Source organism: Streptomyces sp. ISL-11 (assembly GCF_018614525.1).
Lineage (GTDB): Bacteria > Actinomycetota > Actinomycetes > Streptomycetales > Streptomycetaceae > Streptomyces.
In genome coordinates this window covers 47120-72389 of record NZ_JAGGOL010000017.1, presented here as the reverse complement: position 1 = coordinate 72389, position 25270 = coordinate 47120, and the positions used below count along the sequence as shown (strand labels likewise).

Sequence of the window (25270 nt, the reverse complement as noted above, 5' to 3'; positions counted from 1 at the left end):
CTGCCGGTCATGGGAGGCCACAGACGTGCTCGCACCACCCGCCGCCGCTCTGGCGGTCAATCTCCTGGACGCCTCCTCACTGCTCGCGGCCTTCGGCGCGCTCGGCATCGCGGTGGTGCTGTTCGCCGAGACCGGCCTGCTGATCGGCTTCTTCCTGCCCGGTGACTCACTGCTGTTCACCGCCGGGCTGCTGTGCCGGGCCGGGGCGCACTCCGGACCGCACCTGGACCTGACCCAGGTGCTGATCGCCTCGGTCACCGGCGCCCTGGTGGGCGCGCAGTGCGGGTACGTCCTGGGCCGGCGCGGCGGGCGGGCCCTGCTCGCCCGGTCCCGCAACCGCCGGCTGCACGAGGGCGCCGCGCGGGCGGAGGAGCTCCTCGACCGGTACGGTCACGCCCGCGCGATCGTCCTGGCGCGCTTCGTCCCGGTGGTCCGTACGGTGCTCAACCCGCTCGCCGGGGCACTCGGTGTCGCGCCGCGCACCTTCGCGGTGTGGCAGACCGCCGGCGGGCTGGTGTGGACGGCCGGGCTGGTCCTGGCCGGGTACGGATTGGGCTCGGTGGTGCCGGACGTGGACCGTTACCTCCTGCCGATCGTCGGGGCGGTCGTCGTGCTCTCCCTGCTGCCGCTGGTCCTTGAGGTGCTCCGCTCGCGCCGCGCCGCCGCTGCGGCCGCCGGCGCGCCGGAAGCGGACGGGAGCGGGGGCGGGCAGTGACGGCCGGCCCACCGCGCCACTCCGCGCGGGGGTGACGTGGTTCCCGGCCGGGCCGCCGGTTCGTTACCGTGAGGTGCCCGGCTGCCGCGCCGACGCCGAGCTGGAGGCTTCCATGGCGACCGACCCCGACACGGCACCCCCGGACGCCCTGCGGGCCGGACGGGCGCCGGGCGCCTGGCCCCTGGCGGGGCATCTGCCGGCGCTGTGCCGCGCGCCGCTGGCCTTCCTGCGAGGTCTGCCGCGCCACGGCGACCTGGTGGAGATCCGGCTGGGCCACCGGCCGGTGTTCGTGCTCTGCCATCCCTCCCTCGTGCGCGAGGTCCTCACCGACGACCGGACCTACGACCGGGTCGGCCCCTCGTACGACCGGTCGCGGCGCGCCATGGGCAACGGTCTGGCGACCTGTCCGCAGGCCGAGCACCGTGCGCAGCGCCGCCTGCTGCGGCCCGCCTTCGGCCCGGACCACCTGGCCCGCTACGCCACCGTGATGCGCGAGACGATCGCCTGGACGGCTGGCGGCACGGCGGCCGGGTGGACCTGGCCGACGAGCTGTTCGCGCTGTCCACCCGGACCGCGGTACGTGCCCTGTTCGACTCCGAGCTCGCGCCCGCCGCCATGCGGGAGCTGCACCAGTCGCTGGACGTCTTCCTCAAGGGCATCTACCGGCAGGCGCTCCTGCCCTGGGCGGCCGGCCTGCCCACCCCCGGCAACCGCCGCTACGGCCGCGCCGTCGACCGGTGGCGGGCGCACACCACGCGGCTCATCGACACGCACCGGGCCCGGGCGCGCACCGGCGGCACCGGCGCGAACGTGCTGTCCCACCTGCTCTCCGCCCGTACGGCCGACGGCTCGCCGGTGACCGATCCGCACCTCCACGACCAGTCCACCTCGCTGGTCCTCGCCGCTTCCGAGACCACCGCCGCCGCGCTCGCCTGGTCCTGCCACCTCCTCTCCCGCCGCCCCGGGACCGAGCAACGGCTGCACGCCGAGGCGCGCGCGGTCCTGGCGGGCCGGGTCGCCGCCCAGGAGGACCTGCCGCGCCTGCCCTTGACCGCCCGGGTCGTCACCGAGGCGCTGCGGCTCTACCCGCCGGCGTGGCTGATTCCCCGGCACACCACCCGGGTGACGGAGGCGGCGGGCCGGCGCCTCCCGGTGGGCAGCACGGTGATCTTCAGCCCGTACGTCGTGCACCGCCGTGCCGATCTGTTCCCCGAGCCCGACCGCTTCCACCCGACCGCTGGGCGGAAGGCGGCGACGCGCACCGTGCGTACGCGCCGTTCGGCCTGGGCCCCCACCGGTGCGTCGGGGAGGCGTTCGCCCTGACGGAGGCCACCATGGCCCTCGCCACCCTGGTCGGCCGCTGGCGGCTGCGGCCCGCTCCGGGGGTGGTCGTCCGGCCGTCGCGCCGGGCCGTGCTGACACCGGAGCGGCTGCCCATGGATGTGTTCGCGCGCTGAGCCACGCCGCTCAGCGGGGCGTGTGGCCGAGCACCGGATACGGCACGAATGTCCCGCTGTTCTCGTCGATGTCCAGGGCACGTCCCAGCGGCGGCACCGCCCGCTGGGGGCAGTCCAGGCGCTCGCAGATCCGGCAACCCATGCCGATCGGGGTGGCCGCGCGGTCGTTGCCGAGGTCGAGTCCGTCGGAGTAGACGAGCCGGGAGGCGTGCCGGACCTCGCAGCCGAGCCCGATGGTGTGCCTGTCTCCCCGGCTGCGCCCGGGCCGGCAGGCGTTCCGCCACCGGGGCGGCTGGGGCGACGACCCGGCCGTCCGGGTCGTAGTGGTGCAGCCGGTCGGCGCACGCGGCGACGCGCACGCCGTGGCGTTCGGAGAGCCGGGCGGTGAGGATGCCGAGCACTTCGCCGGGGCGGATGCCCAGCTCGCCGGCCAGTTCCTCGGCGGCCGTGTCGGTGTCGTGGAGGTAGTTGCGGCGGCGGTAGAAGAACTCGCGGATCTCCTCGTGCGGTGAGCGCGGCAGGGCCGGGTCGCCGGTGTCCCGGCCCTCGGTGGCCTCGGCGAGGCGCTCGGTCAGGGCCTGATTGCGCCGGCCGAGGTCGAGCAGGACCGCCGCGACGGCGGGCAGCCGGGAGACGAGCTCCGAGAGGTCGGAGGGCGAGACGCGGGCGGCGCCGAGCTCGTCGGCGAGGGCTTCCCGCAGGTCCGCGAGGACCCGGCTGGTGTCGCGCTCGGAGAAGAAGCCGGGGTCGACGCCGAACGCCTCGGTCAGCCGCAGCAGTACGGGCACGGTCAGCGGCCGGGAGTCGTGCTCCATCTGGTTGAGGTAGCTGGGCGAGATCGCGAGCATCCGGGCCAGCTCGGCCTGGCCGAGCCGCCGCTCCTCGCGCAGGCGCCGCAGCCGCGCTCCCGCGTATGTCTTGCTCACCGGCACAGCGTAGCCGGGCCCACCCCCTCACGGCATTGGCAGAGTTGGCGGACCGGGCGGAGAAGATTCGCAGAAGTTGGCATCCAGCCACGGTTGATGGCACTCGGTGCCACTGCCAGAGTCGTGGCACGGCCCGCCGGAACGCCGCAACTCACTCTGGTGGACACGGCGGTGAGGGCACCACGGGCCACGCACCGGCGAGGGGATCACCTCCCTTCGCACCCTTGACAGAAGTCCGACGTGGGACGGCGACGGCCCGTCCGCGGTTCGGCACGACGCCGGGAGACGGTCATGGCGCAGGCAGGGACGACGACGGCCGAGGAACTGACGCGGCGGTGGGCCCGCGATCCGCGCTGGCGCGGCGTGGAGCGGACGTACGGGGCGGAGGACGTCGTCCGGCTGTCGGGCAGCGTCCGCGAGGAGCACACCCTGGCCCGGCGCGGTGCCGAGCGGCTGTGGCGGCAGCTGCACGAGCGCGACTACCTCCACGCGCTCGGCGCCCTCACGGGTGGCCAGGCGGTGCAGATGGTGAAGGCCGGACTGCAGGCGATCTACCTGTCCGGCTGGCAGGTCGCCGCCGACGCCAACCAGGCCGGGCACACCTACCCCGACCAGAGCCTCTACCCGGTCAACTCCGTGCCCACCGTGGTCCGCCGGATCAACAACGCCCTGCTGCGGGCCGACCAGATCGCCACCGCCGAGGGCGACGGCTCCGGTACGGACTGGCTGGCCCCGATCGTGGCCGACGCCGAGGCCGGCTTCGGCGGTCCGCTCAACGCGTTCGAGCTGACCAAGGCGATGATCGCCGCCGGAGCCGCGGGCGTCCACTACGAGGACCAGCTGGCCTCCGAGAAGAAGTGCGGTCACCCTGGACGACCGGGACGAGGATGGCGCCGGTGCGTTGGATGTCTTCGATGCGCTCTACCGCGCACTCCAGGGCGCCTGCTCGTCGGTACGACCCGCAGCGCTCCCGGACACCGACGACGTAGTTCGTCGGGCCTGGGACCAGTTCCGGGCGCCGGAGGGGTACAGGACGTGGCGCGAGCCGCTGATCGTGGCAGGCGCCATCAAGATCGCCACCGAAGCGGTGTCCGCTGACGCTGGGCAGCGCATGTGAGCCGTGTCAGCGACTCCGCATCGGATCAGGTCCCGGAGATGTTCGCTGTGAGTACGCGGATGGCTTCGCGGGTGTTGTCCGCAGCGAAGCGAACCTCTCGCACCTCCTGCGTCGGTTTGCCGGGCTTGGGCGCCACCGAGTAAGGCTCGCGCAGCTTGATGCTGAGGGTGGTGGAGTCACCGATCGGCATCGCCAGCACCCCATCGCTGATGTTGACCGCCCTGCGGTATCCGCTGTGCCGGGACGAGCGAACCGATTCGACGATTTCTAGCGGAATGGTGATCTGAGTGAAGTGAGCGAAGCGCAGGACAATTTTTCCGTCGCCGACCGTGTGAGGGCGGATGGAGAGAGCCGCGATGAACCCGAGAACCCATACCGTTCCGTACACGGAGAGTACTAGCAGGACGATACGCGCCACCGTCCAAGGGATCAGTAGTTCGACGGCGAGGATCTCCAGTGGAACAAGGAAGACCATCACCCACATAATTGGCTTGATTTCGGATCCATAGCTCAGGATCTGGTGTCCTTCAGGCGCGTCCGGCTTCCGGCGGATCCAGCACCAAAGGGCACGGAAGAGTCCGAACTCCATCCCCATCGCTTTGGCGACGGGTGCGGGTAACACTGCGGACAGTGCCTGGTTGAGGGCCTCTTGCCCGTCGGCCCCCTGGCTCCTGGAGGCGCGGAAGGCCCGCCTGGCCAGGGTGATTTCAGTGATGACGATGCCGGCCAGCAGGAGTTCGAGAAGTAGTCCCACTGCAACAGCTTCGCCTAGGCTGAACACGCCGGTCCATACGAGACAGACCTGGGCGAGGACCACGGTGGGTGCCGCCCATCGGGCAGCGGTTGCCAAGAACTTCCTCAACGTTACTCACCTGTCCTTGCGCGGGTGCTCGGTGTCCTGGCAATCATGGCAGGCACCCCTTCATGAGGAAGTGGAGGTAGGTATGTTGCTGGCCACATTCGTTCGCATGAATCAGGGTGCGGAAGGTGCATGGCAGAGAGATGGCCGTGCCACGCCGGTAACCGTCACGGGTTCACCCAGTCCTGTTCCACGACAATCCAGTGCTCGCCGGTCAGTTGGTGTTCGAGGAATGCATAGGGCAGGAGACCGTAGCCTTTGTCGCCCCACGCGGTCCCCCAGCTGTTGCGAACCTGGAATGCGCCTGGTCCCGTACCTCGGTCGTACGGAGCGATGTCGACGTGGTCGTCGTAGCCTGTCAGGAGGACGACATGTGGCCCCACGGACTGCTCAGTCGTCATTTGTACGGGGATGACACCGCCGTTGACCAAGGACATGGAGATCGAGGGGCAGAGCCGGATCTCCACGCTCACCGGGATCCCCAGGGCAATCGCGCGGCGGGCCAAATCCAGCGCACCCGGGCCGTCGGGGGCGGACAGCCGCCGTACTACGGGGCGAGTGCGCCGGGCGGTGGCACGGCAGTGCTCGGGTGGGTCTCGATCCACTCTGGTCAGGCCGTGCTGATCGTAGGGCCAGGCCGCTTCCTCGCACAGGCCGGATTCCGCCCACGACCGGAAGCTGTGTTCCAGCCGCGAGCCTTTGCGGTCCGCGGATCCCGCGAGTACGCGGGAGAGACGGTAGTTGAACAAGACCGAGCCGGTGAACTCCACGCGCTCGGCCCGGCGGGCGTAGTAGCCGGCTATGGCTGTGGTGACTGCGGCGGTGCACAGCGGAACCTGGCCCTGGTTGATCACGGGCGGCATCCAGCTGGACAGGTCCATGCGCTCCGGTGTCCGGCCACTGCTCCACCAGGGGGGCTGGACCCGGGAGAGATAGGCGGCGTCGGCGGTCATGGTGTTCGGCGGGGTGTCCTGCCCTGTCGCTCCGCCAGTCATGTCCGGTGCCGGTTCTGGGCGGTGCCACGGTTCAGAATCGTCTGGTCGATCCGCTTCTGGCGGCGGGCTGCGGCGGCGTAGAACTGCTGCAGCGCGGCGCCATCGAAGTCCGACACGGGCCTGGTCTCGGGGAGGAAGGCGCCACTGCTTTCACCGCGGACGAGGAGCGCGCTGTCCTCTCCCGCGGTGGGGACGACTTGCGGGGTGATGTAATCGATCGCCAGGTTGAAGCGTCCGTTGGCCGTGTCATTGGGACCTGAGCAATGGGCCATCGCCAGGTGGTGCAGGCTGCACTGGCCGGCTTTGAGCGTGACGTCGACGGCGATCGCCTCGTCGATCTCGACGGAGATCTCCTCGCCGCGCATGATGTCTTCGAGGCTGGAGCTGCTGAACCGGTGCGGGAGTGTGCCCTGCAGATGTGAGCCTCGCGCGTAGCGCATCGTGCCGTTGGCGACTGTGGTGTCGGTGAGCGCGACCCAGACACGCACCGCGTGCTGCTGGAATCCGTTCAGCCCCAGATAGACGGCGTCCTGATGCCAGGCGAGTGAACTGCCACTGTGCGCCGGCCTGATAAAGAGGTTGGTGGACCACACCAGCAGGTCCGGGCCAAGCAGGGTTTCGACCGCGTCGACGATCGCGGGATGGTGAACGATACGGTCCGCCCACATCGACACCAGGTGGATCTTCGGGAAGGCGGCGTACCGTGCCAGCGCGCCGCCCACGGCGCTGACAGTCTGCAGATACATGCGGCAGTCGTCCACTGCCTGATCGGCTTCGGCCGGGGTGAGGGCGTCCACGGGGAAGGCGTATCCATCCGCGCGGAACCTCTTGGCTAGGTCTGTGGCGACCGCGGTCATCAAACAGCCACCTCCGCGGCGAAAGCGTTCTTCCCGGCGGGCTCGGTGTCCTTTTGCATGGTGGTGAGTAGCGCGATGGCGTCTTCCCGCTTGGCGTTCGGGGCTTCGGGCGAGCGCAGGAACTCGGCGAGGCGCTGCCGGTCGGGCTCGGGCATGGTCCCCTTGAGCTCGTGCAGGGCAGCCGCGCTGGTGCGCTGCGGGAAGTACAGGGACTTGGCCGCCGCCAGGAACATCTCGGCGTTCTCCGCGCTCACGACGTCCCGGCGCAGCGCTTCGCTGATCGCGACCCGGATGTTGACCATCGGTTCACACACCGGACGCAGCGACTCACTGTCGAAGGTGATGGCAACTTCGTCGTCGTCCTCCACCGTGCCGGAGGCGAACATGTCGTAGACGGTGCCGATGCCGGTCATGCCGAAGACATCGAGTTCGGCGGCCCGCAGGGCTCCCATGCTGGAGGAGCCGTAGACCCGGACGCGGCGGTCCATGGCCTTCAGGATCTCCTTGGGGGAGATTGAGAAGCTCTGCAGGAACTTTCCGTCGATGATGCCGATGCGTCGTGGCGGCTCATCCTGTGACATGAGGGTGTCGATGTCGCCGCGCTCGATGGGTGGTAGGAACTCGGCATCGGGAAGGTACGACGCCGCTTCCTCATGCGGCAGACTGGGCCCGAGGAACACGACCGTGCGCATGGTGTTTTCTCCTGTCACTGTGCGGATCCTGCTGTTCTCAGCTGCTGCTGAGCGGAGTGGATTGTCGCCAGCGTGCTGTTCCACGCCTGCGTGGCACGAGGCCCGAGCTTGTTGCGGTCGACCGTCCAGGACTCGATGCCCGGCACGATGACCCGCACGACTGTCGCGGGAACGCCGGGCGCGGAGAGGTCGACGACGATGGCTTGGTCGAGTCCGCGGGCCCGCAGACGTTGCAGCAGCAGCCGGACGTCGGCCATGACATCCGTGCTGGGGTGCGACGCGATCTCCTGGAGTCGGACGGGGTGGGCCGACGGCTTGATCGCCCACGATTCGGGATTTGCGCGGTTGCTGCGCCGCACGTGGTAGAGGGCCTTCTCCACGGGCTGACCGGGAGCGGTGATGTCCTCCCGCATGGCCTGGATGTCCACGACGCGGGACTGGGCGACCTCACTGATGGCACGGACGACCGCGACTTCGGCGTCCGGGTGGGTGCCGATCCCGTGGTGGGAGCGGGAGAACGACTCGGCCACGAACTCAGACACCACAGCCTGGAAACTGGGGATGCCGGTGGCCGAGGTGATGTTCTTGACCTCGATGTCGATGTTGGCGTTGTGGAACTTCTCCATGAAGAACTGCGCACGCGGCGGGAGTGTCGACGGGTCGAGGCTGGGGTGGCGTTCCTGTGCCCAGGCACGGATGGCGACCCCGACCGGACTGTCCTCGGCATCGGCGGCGAGCTTGCCGAGCCGGTTGGAGATGAGGTCGGCCATCGTCCAGTCGTCGCGTTCGACGAGTTCGCACAGGGCGTGGCAGATGGCCTCTTCCAGGGAGTTGCCGGAGGCGATGCCGTTGGTTGTGGAGACCGGGTAGCAGGGTACCTCGTGGTAGCTCATGTAGTAGCCGGCCAGGAACTGCGGCACGAGCACGCTGTGCTCATGCATCAGGTCGTATCCCTCGACCCAGGAGATCGGGGTGTCGATGGTGTAGGCGTGGTGCAGCTCGAAGTTGCACGATCTGGGATCGAGCACGCGACGTCCGGACGCCTCCAGCTCGGGGTAGGAGGCGACGGCCGCCGGCCGCATGGGCAGGGCGGCGGAGAAGCGTTCAACGGCCTCCATGATGGCCGACGTCTTGGCGTCAATCTCGGTGGCGCCCTTGCCGTTGTAGACGGAGATGATGTCGAACGCCCGCGGGACGATGGCGTTGTAGACGGGTATGCCGACCCGGTCGAGACCGGTGATGTTGGCGACCCTGGTCACCCCTATCCGCTTGAGGTGAGGGGCCATGCGCGCGTACGTGGCTTCGGCAGTGATCTCACGGTGCGGGCCGTTGCCGGCGATCTTGGGGACGCTGGAACGCAGTTTCAACGCAAAAACTCCTTGGGTGTCGTGTCCGATGGCCCGCTATTAGCCGCTGACGGATTCGAGGTGGGAGGTGCCGTCGCCGAAGTACCGGTAGGAGTAGTTGAGTTCCTGTCCCGGGTCGATCTTGATGGCGTCGGGGAGCGCCCAGACGGCGGTGTACCAGTGGCTGCGGGCGCAGCCGAGCCAGGGCGCTGTCGACAGAGAAGTGCTCGGGCCGAGTTGCGCCTCGAAGTGGACGATGACGCCGTTGGCCTCGCCCGTGTGGCTTGCTGCGAGAGTGCAGTGGGTCTCCAGCCCGCCTGATACGTCCTGGTAGAGATCCACCTGGTACAGCTCGGTCGGCTTGGAGAGGACATCCCAGGTCTGTACGGTCTCCGGGCGCTCGTAGAAGCCGATGGAGCGCCGACTCACGGACTCCGCCATCGGGCTGAAGTCGATGCCGAACATTTCCTTCCAGCGCGCGAGATGGTCATGCGTGACCCGGTGTTTGTCGAGCACTGCGTCCGGGATCCGGGCGAGGGTCGCGAACGCTGTCAGCTTGCCGGGGACCAGGCGCGGCGAGTCGTTGAGCAGTCGGCGCCGGGCGTCCTGGACGGTCTCCCAGATCTGCATGTCCAGCGCTTCGTTGCCGACGATGTCCGTCAGCAGGACATCGGCCCGCTGGGGCAGTTCCAGCTGCGGCGACCAGCCGCGGATGAACTCGATGCGGTCGGCCACACCATTGCGTTCGGCGATCCGCTGAGCAAGGTGGACCATGCCCGCCGGTTCGACCGCGTAGACCTTGCGGGCTCCAGCCTGGGCTGCGGTGATCGCCAGGATGCCGGAACCGGTGCCCAGGTCGAGGACCACGTCGCCATCACGGACCGTCTCCCGGACGGCCTGCTGGAAGGCCGTCTTGCGCACTGGATCCTCCAGCATGGCGATGTGGACGAAGGCGGCGTCGTAACCACCCTTGGGGAACGGCTGGTTGCTGAACCCTTCCACTGGTTCGGTGCGCAGCAGCCCTGCCTGGTGGAGCGAGACCACAGTCGCCAGCGCCTCGCGGGTGGCCCTGGGGCCTTTCAGTCGCGGTCCGAGGAGGGTCAGTGCCTGTCCAACCGTGCGGGGTGTGTGGAAGAGATCGAGCAACGCGAGCGAGTCATGGCCGAACTTGAGTATCCGGCTCTCGTAGTGGACCTTCGTCTCGTTGCTGGTGTCGACCTCGGCGATGAAGGACGGTGCCCGGTGGAGCACGGTGTCAGGTGTGAGTTTCGGCATCTGGTGATCACTGTCCTCGTGGGTGGGCGGGTCGGGCAGCGGCCTTGACCAGGGCTGCGGAGATGGCGGGCTGGAAGTCGCCGAGCGAGCCGGCTTCCCGGCGGCCTTCGGTGAGGGAGATGCCCTCCTTGGGCTCGACGATTTCGTAGCCGTCCTCACGGAGTCGTTCGACATTGCGGCGTACGGCTGGCTTGGACCACATGGCCGCGTTCATTACGGGAGCGATGACCACGGGGCACTGGGCGGCAAGCAGAGTGGCCGTCAGTACGTCGTCCGCGACGCCGTGAGCGGCCTTCGCCAGGAAGTTCGCGGTGGCCGGCAGCACCACGAGTACATCCGCCCAAGCGCCCAGCGAGACGTGGGCGGCGCCTCCGCCCTTGTGGTCCTCCCAGTCGGTCACGGGCGGGTGGCCAGTGACAGCCTCGATGAGGCGCGGGCCCATCAGGTCGCGGGCTTGGGCGGTCATGATGGTGCGGATCTCCTCGACACCGACAGTGCCGCGCAGCCAGGCGTTCACATGGGGAACCGTCACGGCGGAGAAGGAACCGCACACGCCCCACAAGAGCCTCACCTTGGCCAGGGCCTGTTGAGGGCTCGTGGCGAGGTCGGTCATCGGCCGGTCACCTCCTCACCGGCTCCAACGGCGGCGAGGATGCCCGGCAGGGTTAGCTCGGCCCGCTGCAGTAGGGCGACCGCACCCTGGGGATCGGACACCGACCAGGCCCGCAAGGCGACGTGGTCGAGTACGCAGGAGGCCAGGTGGCTGGCGAGTCGCAGGTGCTCGTCGCTGCTCAAGGGGGCGCCTCTGGTCGTTTCGTAGCCATCGACGGTGAGCCGGGCGCGATCCGCCTGGCGCTTCTCGCCACCCATGGCGGCGGCGGCCTGCACCAGGTCGCGCAGGAGGAAGGCGAGGTCGGTCATGGGGTCGGCGAGTCCGGCCTCCCGCCAGCCGAGCACGCCCGGCACCGGGCCAGGGACGCAGGAGCCGGTCGACAAGCGCCCGTGCACCAATGCCAGGACGGGGCTGGCCGCCGGGCGGGACGCGTCTGTTCCGGCGAGGCGGGAAATCACGGATGCCGAGGTCGCAGTGAGACGGCTGCGGGCGGCTCGTATCCCTTCCGCAGCGTCCGGCGCCGCTTCCAGCCAGGCCGACCGGCTCCTGGGCCGTAAGTCGGCCACGCTTTCGACGGGGATGGCGTGCAGGTGGGCGAGGAAGGTTCCGAGCTCACGGAATGCCCGTTCCACGACCGGCTGCGCGGTGGCGGGTCGATCGTCGCCGAAGACGGTGTCGCTGACGAGTCCGGGAGTTGTCACCGCCGGGTAGACCGCGGTACGGGCATCGGCCAATGTGGGAATTCGCGCGTACCGAGCTGCCGGGCTCCGCGCGATCGCCTCCGCGACATCACGGAGTGCGGCGGCGTCGAGATAGGCGGACGCGTCGGCCGGGATGCTCTCCCCCCAGCGGTAACCGCCGTCGACCCGGATACAGACGCGGGTGACGAACGGGCCTGGAAGCGAGCGTACCGTGTGCTTGGTCTGGGGAGCGGCTTCCGTCATGGCGCTGTGCTCCCTTGAGCGTTGAGGTAGGGTCTTGCCGGGTCAAGACCCTCTTCGCGGTAGCGCGCCTTGATGGCACGTAGTCGGCCCGCCACAGTGGTGTGGCCGCCCTTCCAGGCCGTGAGCAGCCCCTCGGCGACGAGCAGACAGCGGTGCTGTCCAAAGCTCATGAGCCTGCCCTGACGCTGGTCGGGCTCATCGGCCAGCCACCAGCCCTTACCCAGCTCCAACGCGAGGCAGGGCCCGGTGTCCCGAAGCTCGTTGACGTGCCCGCGGTGGATCTCCACCAGCTCCCGCTCGTAACGGTGCCAGTCGTCCCGATACAGGTAGAGAACCATCGTGTCCCGCCGCTCGTAGCCCTCCGGGTGGTTGGCCGCTTTCAGCTGGTACGGGATGCGCGTGGTGCACAGCCCACCCGTGAGCGCCCGCAGCAGCCCGGCGGCGGCCGAGGGGTCTCGAGGGGTGTAGTAGAGGCGGACAACGGGCCGTTCGCCGTGGCGAGGCATGCCCTCGTCGCCTATGGCGAGATACCAGCCGGGATACCTGTAAGGCCGGTCCGGTGGGAACCTGACGCTTACCTGGTGGCCTGCCGAGGAGCCCGGCGCCATGGTGTCCCGCTCGGTGACGGTCAAGGTCAGGCCACTCTTGCGCACCTGGCAGCCCTCGGGCCCCTCTCCGAGCATCTGCCAGCCGGCATCCCAGTAGCCGGTGCCTTGGTTGGCCTCGGTCAACAGGCTTGCCACTGTCGGGTCCTCACGTCTACGAGTGCCCAGGACCACCGGTGCGCCGTCGATCAGCCAACGGGCGGCACGCGTGTCTCCGGCGTAGTAGCTCAGGTATAGAAACCGGGATAAGTGGGTGAGAACCGGGAGTTCTCGGGGGTCGGGCTCGACGCTGGGGGCCGGGCTCAGTTCGCCCCACTCCCGGTGGTGGAAGGCTGACTCGTTCAGGACTTCCACGTCCTCCGCGATAGCCGAAAACGCCACTTCGTACTGGTTCATCCCCCCGCCTTCCGGGTGCTGGGCGCGAGGAGCTTGGCCAGGCCCTGCGGACTGTTCAGCAGTTTGCAACCCACGAAGAGGCACAGATGCCCGATCCGGCCCAGCGAACCGATCTGCTCAAGGCGTCCGGCCGCGTACATCAAGGCGGACAGGCCGGCATACCGGAAGGTCGCCTCCCGCTGCCCCGCGTTGAGCGGAGCACCGTGTTCGTACGCGGCGAGGAACAGACCGACATTGCGTCGGGCGGTGACCCATGCGTCAGAGGAGGCCAGGCGGCCGACATCGCCCCGCAGTGTGTGCAGCCACTGGATCAGCAGCTGGCCGACGATCGTTCCCACGTCCAGCATCGGGTCGCCGAAGCCGGCCAGTTCCCAGTCGACCAGCGCGACCTCGGGGCGCTCACTATCGGGGCTCTTGAAGAGGATGTTGTCGCCCCTGAGGTCGAAGTGCACCAGGCCCTTTGGGCCCCAGTCGTCCCGCAGCTGCGCCACGCTCTCGTCCACTGACTGCATGGCGGCCGCATAGTCGGAATAGTCCATTCCAGGTCCGCTCGCGAGTTCGCTGGGAGTCAGAGTGGCGAACGATCCGAAGGGGAATGCTATGCGCTGAGGAGCATACTTTTCGTCCACGATGATGTGGTCGACGGCCGCGGTGTGTATTCCGGCTGTCACCGATGCGAGTGCGACCAGCGCGGGAAGTGGAATATCCGGCGAGCTCTTGGTCATCTCCCGCATTGAAGTGAAGCCGGTCATCCCTTCCATGATGACGGTGTCGGTTTCTGGGTCGGCTCCGACGAAGCGAGGAATGGATGCTCTGGCGAAATCCGGAATTCCTGCTTCAGGTATCAGCCTCAGCATGGTTTCCTCGTTCCCCATTGCGGTGCCGACGGCCTTCGCGGTGGCGGGGTCCACCTGCTTCAGGACGAGCGCGGTGCCGTCCGCGAAATGCAGCATTGCCACGCTGTTGCGTGCCGTGAAGGTCTGGGTTCGTTCAATGGGGCCTCGTTCGGCAGCGCTCCGAACCAAGGCGAAGACGTGTTGCTGCCCACCCGTCCAACCCCTGACGATGCAGTTTCGGCCGGGCCGTGCGAAGCGCTAGTGATCATGACGTGGGCGATTCAGATTAACAGTGGAAGGCCACGGTGGCGGCGGCCGCCATCACGCTTCCCTGCGCCTCTTCGTCGGGCGAGATGCCCGCCTTCTCCTCGAGGAAGGCCTGCAGTTCTTCCGGGCTGACGCCGGCGAGCTCCTCCAGGGCCTTCTCGCCGGACGCAGGGTCGATGATGGCGCGCTGCTCGTCCGTCATCGACGCCTCGGCGTCCTGGATCTTGCTGACGAGGTCGGCAAACGCAGTCTCGTCAACTGCGGAAATCATTGCTTCAGACATTTGGTCCTCCTACTTCGTCCCCTGCCAAGCAGCAAGGGAATCGAATGGGTGATGTCAATCTGAACAAGTTTACGATCGATCTGTCAATGGGTTTCGGATATTCCGCTTCTGTTCATTTAGACTCATTTTCCGGCATGGGGAATTGCCCACCGGAATTTTCCGGCAGGCGATCGTGGGGATGCTGGATTCGGTGAATGTTGGACCTGTGTAGGTGGAGATAGAGCTGCGAGATGCCCCGAGGTGTCTACTCGTTCGCCAAGGCCCTTGGCGGCTCGAGCCGACCTTTCGCCAGCGAGGGGCGGTTCAAGTCCTCAGGTGAAACTGGCAAAGCTCAATCTCGTCAGCGCCCTGCGGGCCGGTGCCGTGGCGTTGCGAGGCGCCGGTGTGGTTGAACGTCGGAATATCCACCTGACGTGAAAGTCAACAGAATCCCCCGTGGTGTGAAATTTACTTGAAGGCAATCACATGCCAGGTCCTTTCGGTAGGGGGTCGTTGGGCTGATCGAAGCTATCAAGCCTTGTCTGGCTGCGCGAGACTCCATAGTTGCTGGTGGTGTGCCTCTAAGTTTGCCTGTGCCCGGTCGAATTGGCTCGAAGTATTCTGTTGCTGATGGTGATCGACTGATGGAGGGGCGCTTGGCGAGATCTCCACTTCCATTGCCGCGGCAAAGGTCTCTTGGTGTGTCGACCTTTGGGCCGCCTGTCTCGATCTTCTTCCGGCACGCAGCGGCGGTTTCCTGGGTGCGATGGAAGATCATTTCCCCCGGATGTTCAGGAGCCCGCATCAGGTCCGACCTGCAAGCACTTGATGCGGTCCGGCGCGGATTCTGAGACCGTCGAGCGTGCTCGATCAGGATCTTGACCGGCGGCCTGGGTTCGTCCCGATCCCGCTGCGGGGGAGGCCTTCGTCAGCTGGGTCGACGCGATGTCGGCCACTCTGAGGCTCTCCAGACCGCAGGGGACGCAAGTCGGCCGGGGGTTCCACACCTACGACCGGGGGCTGAGGGGCCCGGGTCGCGGCCGGGACCGAGGGGTCCCCGGCCGCCGCGGGGCGGGCGCGGGGCGGGCGCGGGGCGGGCGCGGGGCGGTGAAGGGGGTCGCCCCGCGCCCGCCATGCTCCCAAGTGGCCCATAGTCATGGTCCGCTATCCGAACAGCCCTATCCGGGGCCTGCCCCACCGCCTAGGGTGATCGTGCAGCTGGTTCGCGCCTGCCCGCCAGGCAGGCGCGTCGTAAGAGGGAACCCGGTGGAAATCCGGGACTGCCCCGCAGCGGTGAGCGGGAACGACCGCCGTCATACGCACTGGATCCTGGCCGGGTCCGGGAAGCGACGGCCAGTAGGTGTCTGCCTCTCGCAGACGCGCCCGCGAGTCCGAAGACCTGCCACTGCCCGTGCGCGACCGTTCGCGCACGGAGATCCCGGTGACCTCGCGGGCGGGTCGGCGTTGAACATCTGGCGGGCGCGTGCGTCGAGAGAGCGCCGCTTCCCGTCCGGTGCGCCGCCTTCGCGCCCCCGGTCCGTCCCGGGATCCTTGGGAAACGCTCGCGAAGGAGAGTTCCTTGACCAGCAAGTCCGCAGCCGCGGCAGCACGGGCCACCGTGCACGGCTACCCCCGTCAGGGCCAGAACCGTGAACTGAAGAAGGCCATCGAGGGCTACTGGAAGGGCCGCGTCACCGCCGACGCCCTCCGGGACACCGGCGCCGAACTGCGCCGCACCCACTGGCGGCAGCTCGCCGGGGCCGGCCTCCACGAGGTGCCGACCGGCGACTTCTCGTACTACGACCACGTCCTGGACACCACGGTGATGGTCGGCGCCGTGCCCGCCCGGCACCGCGCGGCCGTCGAGGCGGACGCCCTGGACGGGTACTTCGCCATGGCGCGCGGCACGCAGGACGTGGCACCGCTGGAGATGACGAAGTGGTTCGACACCAATTACCACTACCTCGTCCCGGAGCTCGGCCCGGACACCGCCTTCCACGCCGACTCCGGCAAGCAGGTCGCCGAGCTCAAGGAGGCCCTCGCCCTCGACCTCGCTGCCCGCCCGGTGCTGGTCGGCCCGGTCACCTACCTCCTGCTCGCCAAGCCCGCACCGGGCGTGGCGGCGGACTTCGAGCCGCTGACCCTCCTGGACCGGCTGCTGCCGGTGTACGCGGAGGTGCTCGCCGACCTGCGGGCCGCCGGCGCCGAGTGGGTCCAGCTCGACGAGCCGGCCCTCGTGCAGGACCGCACGCCGGCGGAGCTGAACGCCGCCGCCCGGGCCTACCGCGAGCTGGGCGGCCTCACCGACCGCCCCAAGCTGCTGGTCGCCTCCTACTTCGACCGGCTGGGCGAGGCCCTGCCCGTCCTCGCCAAGGCACCCGTCGACGGGCTCGCCCTGGACTTCACCGGGCCCGCCGCCGCCAACCTCGGCGACCTCGCCGCCGCGGGCGGGCTGCCCGGCAAACGGCTCGTCGCCGGCGTCGTCAACGGCCGCAACATCTGGCTCAACGACTTCGAGAAGTCCCTGGCGACCCTCGGCACGCTCCTCGGCCTGGCCGGCCGGGTCGACGTAGCGGCCTCCTGCTCCCTGCTGCACGTCCCACTGGACGCCGCGGCCGAACGGGACATCGACCCGCAGATCGCCCGCTGGCTCGCCTTCGCCCGCCAGAAGACCACCGAGGTCGTCACCCTGGCCCGGGGAATGGCACGGGGCACCGGCACCATCGCGGCCGAGCTCGCCGCCAACCGCGCCGACCTCGCCTCGCGGACGGGCTCCGCCCTCACCCACGACCCGGCGGTGCGCGCCCGCGGCGCGGCCGTCACCCCGGCCGACGCCCGCCGTCCCCAGCCCTACCCGGAGCGGGCCGCCGACCAGCGCGCCCACCTGCGGCTCCCGTCGCTGCCGACGACCACCATCGGCTCGTTCCCGCAGACGACCGAACTGCGCACCGCCCGCGCCGACCTGCGCGCCGGCCGCATCACGGACGCGGCGTACGACGAGCGCATCGAGGCGGAGATCCGCGAGGTCCTCGCCTTCCAGGAGAAGGCCGGCATCGACGTCCTGGTGCACGGCGAGCCCGAGCGCAACGACATGGTCCAGTACTTCGCCGAGCGGCTCACCGGCTACCTCGCCACCCAGCACGGCTGGGTCCAGTCCTACGGCACCCGCTACGTCCGCCCGCCGGTCCTCGCCGGCGACATCTCGCGCCCCGGCCCCATGACGGTGCGCTGGACGTCCTACGCGCAGTCGCTCACCGACCGTCCGGTCAAGGGCATGCTGACCGGCCCGGTGACCATGCTCGCCTGGTCCTTCGTCCGGGACGACCAGCCGCTCGCCGAGACCGCCCGCCAGGTGGCGCTCGCGCTGCGCGACGAGGTCGAGGACCTGGAGGCGGCCGGGAGTTCGGTGATCCAGGTAGACGAGCCCGCCCTGCGCGAGACCCTTCCGCTGCGCGCCGCCGGCCACGCCGCGTACCTGGCCTGGGCCACCGAGGCGTTCCGCCTGACCACGAGCGGCGTGCGCCCGGAGACCCAGATCCACACCCACATGTGCTACGCGGAGTTCGGTGACATCCTGCGGGCCATCGACGACCTGGACGCCGACGTGATCAGCCTGGAGGCGGCCCGCTCGCACATGCGGGTCGCCGACGAGCTCGCCGGCGCCGGCTACCCGCGCGAGGTGGGCCCCGGTGTGTACGACATCCACTCCCCGCGCGTCCCGAGCGCGGAGGAGGCCGCGGCCCTGCTGCGCAAGGGCCTGGCCGCCATCCCGGCCGAACGGCTGTGGGTCAATCCGGATTGCGGTCTGAAGACGCGCGGCTGGCCGGAGGTCAGGGCCTCGTTGGAGAACCTGGTCACGGCGGCCCGCGAGGTGCGGGGCGGGCTGCCCCCGGCCGCCTCCTGACACGACCGCGGCCGGGGCGGGCCCTCGGTGCCCGCCCCGGCCGCGGGGCGGGCGGTCCGGTGCCCGGACGGTTCACCCTTTCAGGAATGTCTTGATCTCAAGTTTGGTTGAGGTTCTAGAGTCCGAGTTCACCGCGCTCGACGACTCCGGAGGAACCTCATGGACATGGAAGTCACCGCCTGGACGTCGCTGCACAGCGCGATGAACGCCCAGCGGCAACAGCGGCCCTTCTCCCGCGAGACCCTGCGCCGCGTCGTCGCGTTCGCACGGCCGCACCGCCGGCGGCTGGGCCAGTTCCTGCTGCTGAGCATGCTCATGGCGCTCCTCGCGGTGGCGACCCCCGTCCTGGCCGGCCGCGTCGTCGACGCGATCGTGAAGGGGGACGACGCCGGCACGGTCACCCGGCTCGCCCTGCTCATCGCCGTGATCGCCGTGGCGGAGGCGGGGCTGGGACTGCTCACCCGATGGCTCTCCGCCACCCTCGGCGAAGGGCTCATCCTCGACCTGCGGACGGCGGTCTTCGACCACGTCCAGCGGATGCCCGTCGCCTTCTTCACCCGCACCCGGACCGGTGCGCTCGTCAGCCGCCTCAACAACGACGTCATCGGCGCGCAGCGGGCCTTCAGCAACACCCTGTCCGGCGTGGTCTCCAACATCGTCACCCTGCTGCTGACGCTCGCCGTGATGCTGAGCATCTCCTGGCAGATCACCCTCCTCGCCCTCGTCCTGCTGCCCGTGTTCGTGGTGCCCGCTCGCCGGATGGGCTCCCGCATGGCCGGACTCCAGCGCGAGGCGGCCCACCACAACGCCGCCATGGGCACCCAGATGACCGAGCGGTTCTCCGCGCCCGGCGCCACCCTCGTCAAGCTCTTCGGGCGGCCCGCCGACGAGTCGGCCGAGTTCGCCGCCCGAGCCCGCCGGGTACGGGACATCGGGGTGCGCACCGCGATGACGCAGTCGGCGTTCATCACCGCCCTCACCCTCGTCTCGGCCCTGGCCCTCGCCCTCGTCTACGGGCTCGGCGGCTTCTACGCGCTGCGCGGCAGCCTGGACCCGGGTGCCGTCGTCGCCCTCGCCCTGCTCCTCACCCGCCTGTACGCCCCGCTGACCGCCCTCGCGGGCGCCCGCGTCGAGGTGATGAGCGCCCTGGTCAGCTTCGAGCGGGTCTTCGAGATCCTCGACCTCAAGCCGCTGATCACGGAGAAGCCGGAGGCCCGCCGGGTGCCGGACGGGCCCGTGTCCGTCGAATTCGACGGCGTCCGGTTCGGCTACCCCTCCGCCGACAAGGTCTCGCTCGCCTCCCTGGAGGACGTCGCCACCCTGGACACCCGCGGCGGCACCGAGGTCCTGCACGGCGTCTCCTTCCGCGCCGAACCCGGACAGATGGTGGCCCTGGTCGGCTCGTCCGGCGCGGGGAAGTCGACGATCGCCCAGCTGCTGCCGCGGCTGTACGACGCCGACGCCGGTTCCGTACGCCTCGGCGGCACCGATGTGCGCGACCTGAGCGCCGCGTCCATCCGCGAGACGCTCGGCATGGTCACCCAGGACGGCCACCTCTTCCACGACTCCGTACGGGCCAACCTGCTCCTGGCCCGTCCCGAGGCCACCGAGGACGAGGTCTGGGAGGCGCTGCGGCGGGCCCGGCTCGACGGCCTGGTGGCCTCGCTGCCCGACGGACTGGACACGGTCGTCGGCGAGCGCGGCTACCGGCTCTCCGGTGGTGAACGGCAGCGGCTGACCATCGCCCGCCTGCTGCTGGCCCGCCAGCGCGTCGTGATCCTCGACGAGGCGACCGCCCACCTCGACTCCACCTCCGAGGCCGCGGTCCAGGAGGCGCTGGCGGAGGCCCTGGAGGGCCGTACCGCCGTGGTGATCGCCCACCGTCTGTCGACCGTGCGGGCCGCCGACCTCATCCTCGTGATCGAGGACGGGCGGGTCGTGGAGCGCGGCACCCACAGCGCGCTGCTCACCGCGGGCGGGCGGTACGAGGAGCTGTACCGCACCCAGTTCGAGCGGCCGGGTGCCGAGGAGAAAGGGGAGGCGGAGCCCGTCGGCTGACCTCTCGGGTCCGGGGGGCGGACTGCCGGCGGCCCGGCCCAGGGGGTGTACCGGGCCGCCGGGAGGGGATCCGAGGGGAGCGGACCGCCCGAAAGAACACCCCGGGGCGATGAGGAGGTGGTCGCCCCTGGCGTTCGAACCACACGTAGTAAATATATTTACTGCCAAGTAAGCAAGCGCATGAAAAATTTCATGCGTCCGGGGTCCGAAAATTCCTGACATCCCCGGCTCCGGGGACCGCTCAGGGCTCAGAGATCGAGGAAGAAGTCGTGCTGCTCGGCCGCCTGCTCGTACTTCTCCAGCCGCAGCTGCGTGCGCTCGGGGTCGGCGTCGGCCATGGCCTGGAGGATGGCCGCGGACAGGATCCCCGGCGCGGCGTAGGAGTCGAAGACCAGGCGTGATCCCGTGCCCGCGGTGAGCGCCACGTCGGCCTCCTCCACAAGCGGTCCGAGCGTCTGGTCCGTGATCAGCGCGACGCGCAGCCCGGTGCTGCGGGCGGCCCGCATCGCCGCCAGGGTCTCCTTGGCGTGCCGGGGCATGGCGAACGCCAGCACCCACGTACCGCCCGCCTCGCGCGACTGGAGCAGCGCGTCGTAGGCCACGCTGCCGCCGCGCGAGACCAGCCGCACGTCCGGGTGGATCCGCTTGGCCGCGTACGCGAAGTACTCCGCCAGCGAGACGGAGATCCGCAGGCCCAGGATGGTCAGGGGGACGGACCTGGCAAGTTCGCGGCCGAGTTCCAGTACGTGATCGGTGTCGGCGAACACGCGGCGCATGCTCTCCAGGTTCGCGATCTCCGCGTCGACGGCGGCCTGGAGGGCGTTGCGGCGGTCCTCGACCCTCGTGCCCGGGGAGCCGGCTACCGAGCTCAGCGCGAGGGGCTGCAGCGCCTCCCGGAGGGCCGGGTACCCGCTGAAGCCCAGGGAGGTCGCGAAGCGGGTCACCGAGGGCTGGCTCACGCCGACGCGCTCGGCGAGGTCGGTGATGGACAGGAAGGCGGCCTCGGTGAGGTGGTCGGTGATGTACTGCGCGATGCGCCGTTGCGCGGGCGACAGCCGGTGGCCTCCGAACAGCGCGCGCACCGAGTCCGCGGGGGGAGCCTCCGCCCCCGGGGCCCGCCTCCCCGGCGTGATGGCGGACGCCTGCGCGCGTGCCTGCTGCCGTTTTGGCACCGGTGTGCCTCCTTCTCGCCTGTCCGGCTCAACATAACGGATGCCGGACGGGGTGCCCGGCGGCGGCCACCGGGCGGGTTCCGGGCGGCTCGTTGTCAGTGGTGCCCTGCATGATCGGCCCATGACCGAGACAGCGTCCTCCCCCGCCGCCCACTCCCCCGCGACGTCCCTGGCCGGCATCGCCCGCGAGCACCTGCCCTCCGACACGGCCGAGCGCTGGACCGGCCTGCTGCGGCCGGGCGCGCGCCTGTCGGCCGCGGAGGGCACGCGACCCGTCGTGGGCCGGCTGGGCGGCTGCCGGAGCTGCCGGGCGACGTGGAATGGCCCCGGTGGGAAGGGCACGGCCCGCTGTCGTTCGTCGCCTCCGTGAACTGCGCGGCGCTGCCGGCCGACTCCCTGGACATCCCGCTGCCAGCGGACGGCACGCTGGCGTTCTTCTACTTCGACGGACAGGTCGACGACGGCGAGGCCCTCGTCCTGCCCGACGACCCGGAGAGCCGGGCCGGCGCCCGGGTGCTGTACCTCCCCGCCGGTGCCCCGACCACGGAACGTGCCGCGCCGCCGGAGCTGGAGCCCTACCCCATGGTGCCGCTGACCGCCGGCGTGGTGGCCACGGCTCCCGACCCGTACCACCCGCTGATCGAGGAGACGTTCGCCCACACCGGTGATGCCGACCATCCCGTGTACGGGGACGCGTTCCTCGAAGCCCTCTGGGAAGCCGCCGGCGAGGGCGCGGACCACCGCATCGGCGGCCACGCCGACGCGGTGCAGAACCCGGTCGAGGCCGAGGTCGCCCACGCCGTTCTGGGCAAGGGGACGAGCTGGGACGACCCCCGGCTGGCCGAGGAGACGCGCGGCTGGACCCTGCTGGCCCAGTTCGACAGCGACGACGGCGCCGGCATGATGTGGGGCGACTGCGGCACCCTCTACTGGCTCATACGTCCCGAGGACCTCGCCGAACGCCGTTTCGACAAGGCCATGTTCATCTGGCAGTGCTGCTGAACGACGCCGTCGGCGGGACATGACACCGGCACGGGACATGACCTGATTCCCCCTCGGTCACCCGGGCCGGGGGCACGAGGATGCTCATTCGTTCTCGTCGTTCGCGGGACAGCGCGTGAGTCCGCGGCCGGCGTGCCCAGTGACCGGGAGGGTGGTCGTCGACCATGGGGAGATCGATACGGCGTGGCGCGGGCGGTGCCGTCGCCATGGCCCTGGCCTGTGCGGTGGCCCTGGTGGCGGCCCCGGCCGCGCCCGCCGCGCCGGTGACGAGGGCGGGGACGGCCGCCGGATGCAGCATGGACGACCAGGCACAGGGTCTGCCCGGCCGGGCGTCGGGCACCCCCGTCCAGGTGCCGCGCCGCGACGGCCGGGTCGACCAGTTCCAGGCGTTCCACGACACGACCGGACGGAGCGGCCTGCCCTTCGTGTGGCACCGTTCGCAGCGCGAGCCGGGCGGCGCCTACGGTGACTGGGAGCGCGTCAGCGCCGGTACCGTCGGCCCGAAGGCCGTCTTCATCACCGGCATCGAGAACGCCGCCGGAGGCCTGGAGCTGTTCTGGCTGGATCACGGCGGGTTCTGCCACACCGCCCAGGGCCCGGACGGCGGTGCCTGGTCCGCGCCCGAGGGCTTCGGCCTTCAGCCGGCCCCGTACCACGGCTTTCTGACGCTCTTCAAGAGATCGAACGGGACACTCGTCGCCATGGCCTCGTCGACCCTGTGGGACCGCAGCATGGAATCGCGTACGCAGCTGAGCTCCGACGGCGTCTGGCAGCGCGCGACCGGCATGGGCAAGGTGCCCGAGAGCGGGGTCGGGCTGAGCGCTCCCGGCACCGTCACCGAGCTCCCGGACCGGCGACTGAAGGTCACCGCCCATGAGTGGAACGCCGACAGCCGCTACTGGCAGCTCACCGAGGTGGTCCCCAACGACGGGAGGCCGAGCGGATGGTGGGGAGCACGGTGGGAGCGGTGCGCCACACCCGCGTGCGACTGACCGCGTCCCCCGGCCCGCCGCGTCGCTCCGCGGGAAACCGGTGGTGATGTTGGCAGGCGGGTGACTGTCGGGGCCGGAGGTGAGCCGATAGAACGAGGGGCATGCGCATACGACGTTCCATGGCAGTGGTGGGAAGCATGCTGGCCGCGTTGACGGTGGGCGGTCCGGGGGTGTCGACGGCGGCGTCCGGGCCACCCGCCGCCGCGGCCCTGGACCGGTGCCCGGAGCGGGCCTCCGTGACGGTGTTCCGTGAGGGCGGCATCCCGCTGCTCGACTGGCGGGAGAACCTGGAGTTCGACGGGCGCGGCACGCTCTGGGTCTCCCATGTGACCAAGCACCGGGTCGAGGGGTACGCCCCTGACGGGACCTTGAGAACCAGCTTCGCGGTGCCTGGTGCCGGCGGCATCCGGCGCGGCCCGGACGGGATGATGTACGTCAACTTCGGTGTGAACCAGCTGACACCGCACGGCGGCATCATGCGGTTCGACCCGGCCGCCGCCCAGCCGAGGCCGGAGAAGGTCGTGGAGGGGATATCCGGCATCAACGGCCTCGCCATCGACGCCGCCGGGAACTTCTACGTCAGCCGGGAGCTGGCCACCGGCGTCCTCAAGTTCCGCCCGGACGGCACCAAGGACGAGGAGTGGACGAGGAAGGCGAACGTCTTCGGCACCAACGGCCTGGAGATCGTTGGCGATCAGCTGTACGCGAGCGTCATCACCGACACCGCCTCCCCGGTCGTACGCATCCCCTTGAACGACCCGGCGCGGCACACCCGGGTCGTCGAGCTCAGCCCGAATCCCCTGAAGCTCAAGCTCCTCGACGACCTCACGTACTTCCGCGACGAACTGGTCGTCGCGAGCTTCCGCGACGGTGAGCTGATCCGCGTCGACCCGGCGACCGGCCGGTCCTGTGTGCTGGTGAGCGGTCTGCGGATGCCCAGCAGCGTCCGGGTCGCCCGCGGGTTCGGCGACCACGACCCCCGGCGCGATCTGTTCGTCGTCGAAGCCTCGGGCCGCGTTCTCAGGGTGACGGTCGGCTGACGGGCCGCCGGGGCGCCGGCACGGTGCCGGCGGCCGGGGCCGGCCCGGGCCGGTCGTGCCGTTCCGAGGGCGGTGAGGTCAGATAGGACGCCGGGTGCAGGGGCTGGTCGGTGAAGAAGCGCAGCGTCAGGTCGGCCACGTCCTCCGCACGTTCCATGATCACCCAGTGGTCGGACTCCGCGATGGTGGCGAAGCGGCTGCCCTCGATGGTCGCCGCGAAGGCGCGTTGCGTCGCGGGCGGTACGACGGTGTCGTGTTCGCCCGCGAAGGCCAGGGTCGGCACCCCGGTGAGGCCGTGGTCGAGGCCGAGCCGGTTCGTCAGGGTGCGGCCGAGCGCGTTGGCCATGTGCGGTGAGTGGCGGGCGGCGTGCAGGAGCGAACGCCGGACGTACCGGTGCACCAGGTGCCGGTGGCGTACGGCCCGCTCCTCGTCGAGGCAGATCATGCTGTCCGCCGCGAGGGCCGCGAACTCCTCGGCACGGCCGGCGGCCAGGATGTCGGCGGCCCGCCGCAGGCCGGAGTACTGGTCCTCGGTCAGTGCGCAGGGCATGCCGCCCAGCACCAGGCGGGCGACGCTCTGCGGGTACCGCTGCGCCTGCCGGAAGGCCAGGACCGCGCCGTAGGAGTAGCCGAACAGATTGACGCGCGGCACGCCGAGGTCTTCGACGATCCGGGCGACGGCGGTGTGCAGCACCTCCCCGTTCTCGTCCGCGGGGCACAGTGAGCCGGTGCCCATGCCGGGCAGGTCCGCGGTCACCAGATCGGCCACCGGTGCGAGGCGGTCCTCCATCTGGGGCCAGCCGAACATGCCCTGCAGCGCGCCACCGAACACGACGACGGGTTCGGTGACGGCGTCGGGCTGCGGCATCACCCGGTAGGCGTACCGCAGGTCGCCGACCGTCAGCGGCCGGATGATTTCCTCGGGCAAGGGGACTCCTTC

Annotated in this window: 20 protein-coding genes, 4 pseudogenes and 1 riboswitch; of the genes and pseudogenes, 10 read left to right on the top strand and 14 right to left on the bottom strand. The window is 70.0% G+C overall.

Features of this window, described 5'->3' with window-relative positions:
- Positions 1-25 precede the first annotated feature (25 nt).
- The 3 genes and pseudogenes from J7E86_RS04860 to J7E86_RS30730 all read left to right on the top strand — a co-directional run bounded on the left by J7E86_RS04860 (position 26) and on the right by J7E86_RS30730 (position 2172).
- Positions 26-715 (top strand): DedA family protein, encoded by a 690-nt coding sequence (locus J7E86_RS04860; RefSeq protein ID WP_215080095.1) that lies wholly within the window; start codon positions 26-28, stop codon positions 713-715.
- Positions 716-827: 112 nt separating this feature from the next.
- Positions 828-1151 (top strand): annotated as a pseudogene (locus tag J7E86_RS31985) (cytochrome P450); the annotation flags it as partial.
- Between the two features lie 179 nt (positions 1152-1330).
- A pseudogene (locus J7E86_RS30730) lies at positions 1331-2172 on the top strand (cytochrome P450).
- Between the two features lie 10 nt (positions 2173-2182).
- Here the strand turns inward: J7E86_RS30730 and J7E86_RS04845 are convergent.
- Positions 2183-3098: pseudogene (locus tag J7E86_RS04845) on the bottom strand (short-chain fatty acyl-CoA regulator family protein).
- Positions 3099-3389: 291 nt separating this feature from the next.
- Between J7E86_RS04845 and J7E86_RS04840 the strand changes: the two are divergent.
- Positions 3390-3971: pseudogene (locus J7E86_RS04840) on the top strand (isocitrate lyase/phosphoenolpyruvate mutase family protein); the annotation flags it as partial.
- A gap of 269 nt (positions 3972-4240) precedes the next feature.
- On the opposite strand, the gene J7E86_RS04835 reads toward J7E86_RS04840, so the two are convergent.
- The 11 genes from J7E86_RS04835 to tvaA all read right to left on the bottom strand — a co-directional run bounded on the left by J7E86_RS04835 (position 4241) and on the right by tvaA (position 14183).
- Positions 4241-5065, bottom strand: coding sequence for a hypothetical protein (locus tag J7E86_RS04835; RefSeq protein ID WP_251018660.1), 825 nt, complete (start codon positions 5063-5065; stop codon positions 4241-4243).
- A gap of 176 nt (positions 5066-5241) precedes the next feature.
- Positions 5242-6027, bottom strand: a complete 786-nt coding sequence (locus J7E86_RS04830; RefSeq protein ID WP_215080089.1) for a C1 family peptidase — start codon at positions 6025-6027, stop codon at positions 5242-5244.
- A 38-nt stretch (positions 6028-6065) separates the two neighbouring features.
- Positions 6066-6926, bottom strand: a complete 861-nt coding sequence (locus J7E86_RS04825; protein WP_251018659.1) for a phytanoyl-CoA dioxygenase family protein — start codon at positions 6924-6926, stop codon at positions 6066-6068.
- Positions 6926-7618 (bottom strand): TfuA-like protein, encoded by a 693-nt coding sequence (locus J7E86_RS04820; protein ID WP_215080086.1) that lies wholly within the window; start codon positions 7616-7618, stop codon positions 6926-6928. Before J7E86_RS04820 ends, J7E86_RS04825 begins: the two co-directional genes overlap by 1 nt.
- Positions 7619-7632: 14 nt before the next feature.
- Positions 7633-8985, bottom strand: coding sequence for a YcaO-like family protein (locus tag J7E86_RS04815; protein ID WP_215080084.1), 1353 nt, complete (start codon positions 8983-8985; stop codon positions 7633-7635).
- A 39-nt stretch (positions 8986-9024) separates the two neighbouring features.
- Positions 9025-10239, bottom strand: a complete 1215-nt coding sequence (locus J7E86_RS04810) for a 50S ribosomal protein L11 methyltransferase (protein WP_251018658.1) — start codon at positions 10237-10239, stop codon at positions 9025-9027.
- A gap of 7 nt (positions 10240-10246) precedes the next feature.
- Positions 10247-10852 (bottom strand): flavoprotein, encoded by a 606-nt coding sequence (locus J7E86_RS04805; protein ID WP_215080082.1) that lies wholly within the window; start codon positions 10850-10852, stop codon positions 10247-10249.
- A complete protein-coding gene (locus tag J7E86_RS04800; RefSeq protein WP_215080080.1) occupies positions 10849-11796 on the bottom strand; it encodes a phosphotransferase family protein in 948 nt (315 codons plus the stop codon). The genes J7E86_RS04805 and J7E86_RS04800 overlap by 4 nt, the downstream gene beginning before the upstream one ends.
- Positions 11793-12797, bottom strand: a complete 1005-nt coding sequence (locus tag J7E86_RS04795; protein WP_215080078.1) for a T3SS effector HopA1 family protein — start codon at positions 12795-12797, stop codon at positions 11793-11795. The genes J7E86_RS04800 and J7E86_RS04795 overlap by 4 nt, the downstream gene beginning before the upstream one ends.
- Complete coding sequence (locus J7E86_RS04790) at positions 12794-13750, bottom strand: phosphotransferase family protein (RefSeq protein ID WP_215080076.1); 957 nt, start codon at positions 13748-13750, stop codon at positions 12794-12796. Before J7E86_RS04790 ends, J7E86_RS04795 begins: the two co-directional genes overlap by 4 nt.
- Before the next feature lie 169 nt (positions 13751-13919).
- Entirely contained in the window at positions 13920-14183 is a 264-nt protein-coding gene (tvaA, locus tag J7E86_RS04785; protein WP_215080074.1) for a thioviridamide family RiPP peptide, read from the bottom strand.
- Between the two features lie 1181 nt (positions 14184-15364).
- Positions 15365-15584: riboswitch (cobalamin riboswitch) on the top strand.
- Between the two features lie 157 nt (positions 15585-15741).
- Between tvaA and metE the strand changes: the two genes are divergently transcribed.
- Both metE and J7E86_RS04775 read left to right on the top strand, forming a co-directional pair.
- Positions 15742-18066 carry a 5-methyltetrahydropteroyltriglutamate--homocysteine S-methyltransferase gene (metE, locus tag J7E86_RS04780; protein ID WP_215080073.1) on the top strand — a complete coding sequence of 775 codons (2325 nt, stop codon included), beginning with the start codon at positions 15742-15744 and terminating at the stop codon, positions 18064-18066.
- A gap of 159 nt (positions 18067-18225) precedes the next feature.
- Positions 18226-20124 (top strand): ABC transporter ATP-binding protein, encoded by a 1899-nt coding sequence (locus J7E86_RS04775; RefSeq protein WP_215080071.1) that lies wholly within the window; start codon positions 18226-18228, stop codon positions 20122-20124.
- 248 nt (positions 20125-20372) lie between these two features.
- Here the strand turns inward: J7E86_RS04775 and J7E86_RS04770 are convergent, their stop codons facing one another.
- On the bottom strand, positions 20373-21296 hold the full coding sequence (locus J7E86_RS04770) for a MurR/RpiR family transcriptional regulator (RefSeq protein WP_215080069.1): 924 nt from the start codon (positions 21294-21296) through the stop codon (positions 20373-20375).
- A 121-nt stretch (positions 21297-21417) separates the two neighbouring features.
- Between J7E86_RS04770 and J7E86_RS30725 the strand changes: the two genes are divergently transcribed.
- The 4 genes from J7E86_RS30725 to J7E86_RS04755 all read left to right on the top strand — a co-directional run bounded on the left by J7E86_RS30725 (position 21418) and on the right by J7E86_RS04755 (position 24330).
- Entirely contained in the window at positions 21418-21666 is a 249-nt protein-coding gene (locus tag J7E86_RS30725) for a hypothetical protein (protein ID WP_251018657.1), read from the top strand.
- Positions 21612-22298: a YwqG family protein gene (locus J7E86_RS04765; RefSeq protein WP_308312470.1), complete on the top strand. Its 687-nt coding sequence runs from the start codon at positions 21612-21614 to the stop codon at positions 22296-22298. Before J7E86_RS30725 ends, J7E86_RS04765 begins: the two co-directional genes overlap by 55 nt.
- A 164-nt stretch (positions 22299-22462) precedes the next feature.
- Complete coding sequence (locus tag J7E86_RS04760) at positions 22463-23290, top strand: hypothetical protein (protein ID WP_215080067.1); 828 nt, start codon at positions 22463-22465, stop codon at positions 23288-23290.
- Between the two features lie 101 nt (positions 23291-23391).
- Positions 23392-24330, top strand: a complete 939-nt coding sequence (locus tag J7E86_RS04755) for a hypothetical protein (protein WP_215080065.1) — start codon at positions 23392-23394, stop codon at positions 24328-24330.
- Here the strand turns inward: J7E86_RS04755 and J7E86_RS04750 are convergent.
- Entirely contained in the window at positions 24311-25258 is a 948-nt protein-coding gene (locus J7E86_RS04750; RefSeq protein WP_215080063.1) for an alpha/beta fold hydrolase, read from the bottom strand. The genes J7E86_RS04755 and J7E86_RS04750 overlap by 20 nt on opposite strands.
- Between the last annotated feature and the right edge of the window lie 12 nt (positions 25259-25270).

Bases quoted from the DNA above. Each gene is read 5' to 3' on its own strand.
- J7E86_RS04760 (WP_215080067.1), top strand. From the start codon at position 22,463: ATGGGGAGATCGATACGGCGTGGCGCGGGCGGTGCCGTCGCCATGGCC.
- J7E86_RS04820 (WP_215080086.1), bottom strand. From the start codon at position 7,618: ATGCGCACGGTCGTGTTCCTCGGGCCCAGTCTGCCGCATGAGGAAGCG.
- J7E86_RS04805 (WP_215080082.1), bottom strand. From the start codon at position 10,852: ATGACCGACCTCGCCACGAGCCCTCAACAGGCCCTGGCCAAGGTGAGG.
- J7E86_RS04755 (WP_215080065.1), top strand. From the start codon at position 23,392: ATGCGCATACGACGTTCCATGGCAGTGGTGGGAAGCATGCTGGCCGCG.
- tvaA (WP_215080074.1), bottom strand. From the start codon at position 14,183: ATGTCTGAAGCAATGATTTCCGCAGTTGACGAGACTGCGTTTGCCGAC.
- J7E86_RS04825 (WP_251018659.1), bottom strand. From the start codon at position 6,926: ATGACCGCGGTCGCCACAGACCTAGCCAAGAGGTTCCGCGCGGATGGA.
- J7E86_RS04800 (WP_215080080.1), bottom strand. From the start codon at position 11,796: ATGACGGAAGCCGCTCCCCAGACCAAGCACACGGTACGCTCGCTTCCA.
- J7E86_RS04795 (WP_215080078.1), bottom strand. From the start codon at position 12,797: ATGAACCAGTACGAAGTGGCGTTTTCGGCTATCGCGGAGGACGTGGAA.
- J7E86_RS04775 (WP_215080071.1), top strand. From the start codon at position 18,226: ATGGACATGGAAGTCACCGCCTGGACGTCGCTGCACAGCGCGATGAAC.
- J7E86_RS30725 (WP_251018657.1), top strand. From the start codon at position 21,418: ATGACCGAGACAGCGTCCTCCCCCGCCGCCCACTCCCCCGCGACGTCC.
- J7E86_RS04830 (WP_215080089.1), bottom strand. From the start codon at position 6,027: ATGACCGCCGACGCCGCCTATCTCTCCCGGGTCCAGCCCCCCTGGTGG.
- J7E86_RS04810 (WP_251018658.1), bottom strand. From the start codon at position 10,239: ATGCCGAAACTCACACCTGACACCGTGCTCCACCGGGCACCGTCCTTC.
- J7E86_RS04790 (WP_215080076.1), bottom strand. From the start codon at position 13,750: ATGCTGCATTTCGCGGACGGCACCGCGCTCGTCCTGAAGCAGGTGGAC.